The 5,993-nt window shown below is 60.3% G+C and carries 4 protein-coding genes; 3 read left to right on the forward strand and 1 reads right to left on the reverse strand.

Annotation, left to right across the window (positions count from 1 at the left end; all coding sequences use genetic code 11):
- Positions 1 to 138 precede the first annotated feature (138 nt).
- Positions 139 to 1,560, reverse strand: coding sequence for a transglycosylase SLT domain-containing protein (locus GIW04_RS26850; RefSeq protein WP_120247707.1), 1,422 nt, complete (start codon positions 1,558 to 1,560; stop codon positions 139 to 141).
- Positions 1,561 to 1,796: 236 nt separating this feature from the next.
- On the opposite strand from GIW04_RS26850, the gene GIW04_RS26855 reads away from it, so the two are divergent.
- From GIW04_RS26855 to GIW04_RS26865, 3 genes are all read left to right on the forward strand, one after another.
- Positions 1,797 to 2,603 (forward strand): TatD family hydrolase, encoded by an 807-nt coding sequence (locus tag GIW04_RS26855; RefSeq protein ID WP_120247706.1) that lies wholly within the window; start codon positions 1,797 to 1,799, stop codon positions 2,601 to 2,603.
- A 96-nt stretch (positions 2,604 to 2,699) separates the two neighbouring features.
- A complete protein-coding gene (locus GIW04_RS26860) occupies positions 2,700 to 4,169 on the forward strand; it encodes a methyl-accepting chemotaxis protein (RefSeq protein ID WP_057710897.1) in 1,470 nt (489 codons plus the stop codon).
- Between the two features lie 219 nt (positions 4,170 to 4,388).
- On the forward strand, positions 4,389 to 5,993 hold a 1,605-nt coding region (locus GIW04_RS26865; RefSeq protein WP_442962815.1), incomplete at its 3' end, for a DUF6531 domain-containing protein.

Raw genomic sequence — 5,993 nt, forward strand, 5'->3', positions numbered from 1 at the left:
CGAGTGGACAGTACACGGGTAATCATTGGGCTCATGGGGTAAATCCTTTTCCAGGTAGGGGTTGGTTGGCCGCTATATTAATCAGTTTAAGCAATGATAAAAGCCGAAATATCGCCTAATTAATATCTAACAATTCGATTATTTGCGCGAGGCAATTTTAGCAGCTACCGGCTCAAGGGACTCCCGCTCCCGATCGAACGCCAAATAATACTTGTTGACGCTATTAACATAGCTGACGCCGCCCATCCCTACCTGCTCCATGGCAATGCGTTCAACCTGGAAGAACCACTGATTGGGGTTAAGCCCGCGGCGCTTGGCCTCGGTGCGCATGCCTTGCACTCGCTCCGGCCCCATGTTGTACGCCGCCAGCATAAAGGCCATGCGCTCGCGCTCATTGAGCTTGGGGCTGGCGAAAAACTTGCGACGGATCATCGCCAGGTAACGTGCCCCCGCTTGCACGTTATTGTCGAGCGTCTCGATATTGTTGATCCCCACCCGCTGGGCCGCCGACGGCGTGATCTGCATCAGGCCGGTGGGGCCGCCGCTGTTGCGTGCACCTGGGTCCAGGGAAGACTCCTTGAACGCCAAGGCCGCCAGGTTCAGCCAGTCCATACCTTGCTCACGCGCATGTTTTTGCAAAACCGGGCGCAGTTTTTCCAGGCGCTGGCGGTCAGCCCGCGCCAATGGGTTACGGACCTGGTAGAGGCGTCGATAGATACGCTGGAAGGCCACATCCTGGTCGGAAGGCGTGTGATAGGTCTTGATAAACCGATCAATGCTGGCGCGCAGCATCGACGCGTCCTGGCGTACAAACCAGAACTCGTCGCCCGGTTCGCTGATCACTACCTGTTTGTCAAAGCGCAACTTGGGCAGGATTTTCGCCCAGCGTTGGGCAATCGGTTTTTCCACAATCGTCAGGTGAAAAATCCCCGCCTGCACCATCTCCAGGACGTCTTCCACCGCCAGGCTGGGGTCAACCCATTCCACTTTCACCGGTGGACGCTTGTGCAGGGCCAGCTTTTGATTGACCTGACTGATGGCATCCGCCGCCGCACTGCCCGTGGTCAGCGTCACCGTGCGCCCCGACAGTTGCTCCAGCTTGGTAAAGCGTCGCTCACCCTTGACGCCCACCAACCACAACGGCACATCGCTGACAATCGGGGCGCTGGCGCTGACCTTGTGCACGCCCTTCACATCCAGCAACTCACCGGGTGCCACCAGGTCGCCTTCACCACGGGCCAGCGCGCCGAGTAACTGGTCCTTGGCCTTGGGGATGATCTTGAGGTTGATGGCCTGCCCATCACGGGCATGGCCGTTGAGGTATTGCTCGAAGGCGCGCAACCGGTGGTATTCGACGCCGATGGCCTGGCCCTGCACTTCACCGGAACTGTTGCGGCTCTGGTTGACCAAGACGCGCAGGGTGCGGCTGGAGCGAATTTGCGCCAGGTCACGGACCTTGCCGGGCTTGGTCACTTGCAGCGGCCCGTCAAGACGCGCGACCGCCGCCATGGGCAGTAGCAACGTCACGCATAACATAAGCAACGCCGAGGGTCGGATCATCCGCTCTCCGGAAAGAAAACTGGCCAGCGCCTGTGCGAATTACGCAGTGCTGGTGGTCAGAAACAGAGCGCTTTATGCGCTGGCAAGGCGTGCAACGGCGCCACAGTGGCAGGCAATCGGCCCACCACAATGTCGCTTGCGACGTTCAAAGACAGCGTTAACGCGTTGTAGTTCTTGGTTTTTCTTATCAATCTACAGCTCTGATATGCTTTCCGGCCGCAGGCGGAGATAGCACCATGCAACTCATTGATATTGGCGTCAACCTGACCAACCCCAGTTTCGACGAGAGGCACACGGCCGTTCTCGAACGCGCCTACGCCGCTGGCGTGCAGCAATTGGTACTCACCGGCACCAGCGTCGAGGGCAGTGAACAGGCCCAGCAACTGTGTGTAAAACTCGACGAAAGCGGCCAACGCCTGTTCAGCACCGCCGGCATTCACCCCCACTCTGCCAGCGACTGGAACAGCGACAGCGCCCAACGTCTGCGCAGCTTGCTGGGCGACAGCCGAGTGCGCGCCGTGGGTGAATGCGGGCTGGATTTCAACCGGGACTTCTCCCCTCGCCCCCAGCAGGAAAAAGTCCTCGAAGAACACCTGGCCCTGGCGGTCGAGCTGCAACTGCCGGTATTTCTCCATGAGCGCGATGCCAACCAGCGTCTGGTGGAGATCCTCAAGGACTACCGCGACCACCTGCCAGCCGCCGTGGTGCACTGCTTCACCGGTGAACAGGCAGCGCTGTTCAGCTACCTGGACCTGGACTTGCACATTGGCATCACGGGTTGGATCTGCGACGAACGCCGTGGCACTCATCTGCATCCGCTGGTCAGGGAAATTCCCCGAGGCCGTCTGATGCTGGAAAGCGATGCGCCCTACCTTCTGCCACGCACCCTGCGCCCCAAGCCGAAGAATGGTCGCAATGAACCGGCGTACCTGCCCGAAGTACTGCGCGAAGTGGCCCTGCACCGTAACGAAACGATGGAAGACCTGGCGCTGCACAGCACCGCCTGCGCCCGGCGCTTTTTCGGCTTGCCTGCCATCGATTGATGCGGCGCATTGACCCATGTCAAAAGCGCTTTTCTGAATAGCGGCACAATAATGGCACCTTGCCAATACTGTTTCCGCTATCAGAGAAAACCTTCCATGGGTGCCTGGCTTAGCAATATCTCGCTCAAATACAAATTCTGGGCCGTCAATGCGGTCGCCTTCATCACCACCCTGCTGCTGGTGCTGTACGCCGTACAGCTTGAACAACAGGCGCGCAGCCAGGCGTCGCAGGCATCGGCCCAGGCCCAGGGGCGCTTGCTCAGCGCCTGGCCAGCCGACAAAACCTTGCCCACGGGTGAGCACTGGCTCACCTTTGCCAAAGGCCAGATCCCCCAGGATCTGCCCGCCCTGAGCACTGCCAACGGCTGGACTGAACTCAACCCCATGCCGTTGTTCGGCGAAAACCCGCTGATCGGCGCCGAAGTGATCAGCCGGGCCGACGGCCAGCAGGTCGCAGTCCTGGCCTACGCGCCGAGCCTGAGCCAGGTGTTCCGTGAACGCTTCACTCATTACGCCGTCGCCGTGGCAGTGCTGATGCTGGCCATGCTCGGCGCCTCGCAGTTGTTGATCCGCTTCCTGCTCAGCCAACTCAACACCCTCAAGGATGTGATGCTGCACGTTGAAAAAACCGGCGACCTCTCGGCGCGGGTGCCATTGGCTTGCAAGGATGAAGTCGGCCAGATGGCCAGTGCCTTCAACGCCATGCAAGCCGGCTACCAGCGGGTGGTCAATACCGTGGCCCGCACCGCCCGGCAACTGGACGACGGCGCCGCACGCCTGGCTAGCAGCATGAACGAGGTACAACACGGCATGCTCGGCCAGCAGAGCGAAACCGACCAGGCCGCCACCGCCATCAACGAAATGACCGCCACCGTCTACCACATCGCCCAGCACGCAGGCGCCACCCGTGACTTGTCCCAGTCCGCCGACACCCTCGCCGGCAGCGGCCAGGCTGTGGTCACTCGGGTGCAGCGTTCGATCGCCGGGCTGTCCAGTGGCGTACAGCAGACCGCCGAAATGATCCAGAAACTGGCTGAAGACAGCCAGAAAATCAACGGCGTGGTCGGGGTGATCCACAGCATCGCCGAACAGACCAACCTGCTCGCCCTCAACGCCGCCATCGAAGCCGCCCGCGCCGGGGAAATGGGCCGCGGTTTCGCGGTGGTCGCCGACGAAGTGCGCAACCTGGCCAAGCGCGTGCAAAGCTCCACCGACGAAATCACCCGCATGGTCTCGGCACTGCAAGCCGGCACCCGCGACGCCGTGGACTTCATGCAGGAGAGCTCATTCAAGGCCGATGACTGCGTACAGCAGGCCCAGGAAGCCGGCCTCGCGCTGGCTGAAATTACCGGGGCCGTGGCACAGATGCGCGAAAGCAACACCCAGATTGCCGTGGCCGCCGAGCAACAAAGCCATGTCGCCGAAGAAATGAACCGCGCCGTGGTGAGCATTCGCGATGTGACCGAAAACACCGTGCATCAAACCGTGGCATCAGCGACTACCAGCAATGAACTGGCGACGCTGGCCGGGGAGTTGAGCAAGGCGATTGGGCAGTTGAAGTTGTAAGACTGTTCCAGCTGTAATCCGACTCCTACGACCAAGCCTCGGTTTACCTGAGGTTAAGACGAAACTTCCTCGCCCCTCTCGCGAATAACGCCGACTTCTTTTACCTGACAACCGCTGCAAAGTCCCTCGCCTGATCAAACAGTGCGAGGGATTGCAGATGGTGGTTTTCGTTAAAGCCCTAATGGATGGGGCTGTCTCTTGATCTCGGTGTTGACCAACATGGTGCTGGTGCCGATGGATCCCGAAGCGCCGAAGGTTGAGCGCGTATTTGCGGATTTCCGCACCTGCCTGAATACCTTTGATACGTGGGCCGACAGCTTTTTAAGTGGTTCGGCACTTAGTGTGGAGCAGGTATTCAAGGTGGGAGAACAGGTCGCACTGGTCGCGCCGGCTTCTTCCAAAAAAACCAGTCGCACGGTCGCTCAATGCAAAGCCCAGGGCGGGCTGACCCTGGTGCATCTGTTCGAAAGCACGCAGTTCGTGCCCATCGGCAACACGCCTGTGATGCTGCAAGCCGTTGCTCGGGACGGCAGCCCGGTAGGTGCGCCACTGCATCGCACCATTGGCCCCAGCGGCATTCTTGAAGTCAACGACTGTACCCGCGACCAGACGTACGAAATCACCTTTTACCCCAACGTTTCCAAGGCTCACGTCCAGGCGCTGTATGCGTCCTATGAGTCTGTGATCGCCGGGCTGGAAGCGGATTTGCGCAAGGCCTGGGCCGAGTACTTCAAGCCTCGATGGGCAGACTTTGCCAAAGCGCCTGCTTACAAGCGCAGTGCGTTACAGGGCATGGCCTTTGCTGCCGGGCTTGGCGGCGCGCTTTATAACCTGTGGGACAACATCACCGAGCTGTACGACCTGCTCGCCAATCTCAAATCCAACAGCGAAAAGTTGCTGAAGTACCTGTCCGAAGCTGAGCTGAAGGCGCTGCTCAAGCTGGGCAAAGACACGCTGGCCAAGGGGTTGCTGGTACTCAGTGATGAGCCGCTGTTGTTTATCTACCTGTCGGCGCTGGTGGCCTGGGTACGCATGCTGCCGCCACCTGACATGTACGAACTGCTGGGTGAAATCACCGGCGAAGTCTTGATCAATCTACTGCTGATCTGGGCCACGCGAGGCATTGGGGTCCAGCTGCGCCTGGGTGCTCAGATCCTTAGTGGCGTCAAGTCCGGCCGGGCGCGGGCGTTGTTGGAATTGCTGGCCAAGCAGGTGACGGGGCCTCGGCTGGAAGCTCATGTCGAGGTCGCCAAGCCGGTGTTGCTGAGCAGTGCGGCGACGCCGGTCAAGGCCGTGCCAGTGGTTCCATTGAAGGCCGGCGACACGCTGGTTTCGAACCCGGTGCCGGTGGTTCGCAACAAGACCCGACAGACCGTGTTGGTCCGTCAGGAACACGTCGATGATGTGCCTGCCGTGGCGTCGAATCCGAAAGGGGATGCGACGGCGCCAGCGGACAAGACGGTCACCAACGGCTGCCCGGTGTCGATGGTCACCGGGGAAGAATTGCTCACCCTCACCGATGGCGCGCTGGACGGGGTTTTGCCGTTTGAGTGGACGCGGCTGTATCGCACCAGTGCGGTGGATGTGGATTGCGGGTTGGGGTTTGGCTGGAGTCATGCGCTGGCGCACAGGCTTTGTGTGTCGGGCGATTCGGTGGTGTGGACCGACCATGAGAACCGCTCGACTACCCTGCCCTTGCCCACATCTGCCCGACCCGCGATCACCAATAGCCTGGCGGAAGCAGCGATCTACTTGGGCTCGGCTCCTGATGAGTTAGTGCTGGCCCAGGCGTCGCGGTTCTATCACTTTCGCGATGGTGTGCTG

Source organism: Pseudomonas sp. PA-4-8C (assembly GCF_021606625.1).
Taxonomy (GTDB): domain Bacteria; phylum Pseudomonadota; class Gammaproteobacteria; order Pseudomonadales; family Pseudomonadaceae; genus Aquipseudomonas; species Aquipseudomonas lactis.

Excerpts from the sequence above, each read along its gene's own strand:
- GIW04_RS26860 (WP_057710897.1), top strand. The coding sequence starts at position 2,700 with ATGGGTGCCTGGCTTAGCAATATCTCGCTCAAATACAAATTCTGGGCC.
- GIW04_RS26850 (WP_120247707.1), bottom strand. The coding sequence starts at position 1,560 with ATGATCCGACCCTCGGCGTTGCTTATGTTATGCGTGACGTTGCTACTG.
- GIW04_RS26855 (WP_120247706.1), top strand. The coding sequence starts at position 1,797 with ATGCAACTCATTGATATTGGCGTCAACCTGACCAACCCCAGTTTCGAC.